Origin of the sequence: Undibacterium sp. TC4M20W (assembly GCF_049340245.1) — a bacterium.
Taxonomy (GTDB): domain Bacteria; phylum Pseudomonadota; class Gammaproteobacteria; order Burkholderiales; family Burkholderiaceae_D; genus Undibacterium.
In genome coordinates, this window is record NZ_JBMPPI010000073.1 from 1 (window position 1) to 549 (window position 549).

At 51.2% G+C, this 549-nt stretch carries 1 protein-coding gene; it reads right to left on the bottom strand.

Annotated features, from left to right (window positions below; genetic code table 11):
- Positions 1-177 precede the first annotated feature (177 nt).
- The gene (locus ACO0LL_RS30330; RefSeq protein WP_422954536.1) at positions 178-489 is read right to left on the bottom strand and encodes a transposase; all 312 of its coding nucleotides are present in this window, start codon (positions 487-489) and stop codon (positions 178-180) included.
- Between the last annotated feature and the right edge of the window lie 60 nt (positions 490-549).

The window sequence follows — 549 nt, forward strand, 5'->3', positions numbered from 1 at the left end:
GCAGCGGGCCATAGGTCTCACGGCTTTGTTTGTGCACGGCGGTAATGGCAAGCTTCAAGCGCTCATCTGTTTTGACGCGCTGCGACGGTGTGCCGCTCAGCCAGGCATAGAATCCACTGCGCGAAACACCAAAGGTGCGGCACAAAGTCGTTATTGGGTAAGCAAGTCGCATGGTCTTCATGAACGCGTATTTGGCAACGACTCCTGCGCAAAATACGCTGCCGCCTTTTTTACGATATCTCGCTCCATACGCGTTTCTGCCAGTTCCTTGCGCAGTTTGGCAACTTCCGCTTCCAGCTCTGGAACTGTACGGCTTCCAGGTGCAACATGGGCTGTTTCACCACCCTTGGCTGCATTCACCCAACCAACTAAAGTCCCTTTCGGAATGCCTATCCGCGATGCCGCTTCTCCCAGTGTCATCCCTTGCGCCAAAACAAGCTTTACGGCTTCTTCTCGCAATTCCGGTGTGTATGTCTTTTTCTGTTTCATTATTTCTCCTGATCGTTTATTTTAACAAACAAGAGTGTCCGAAAAAGTCAGGATACCTCA

Bases quoted from the DNA above. Each gene is read 5' to 3' on its own strand.
- ACO0LL_RS30330 (WP_422954536.1), bottom strand. From the start codon at position 489: ATGAAACAGAAAAAGACATACACACCGGAATTGCGAGAAGAAGCCGTA.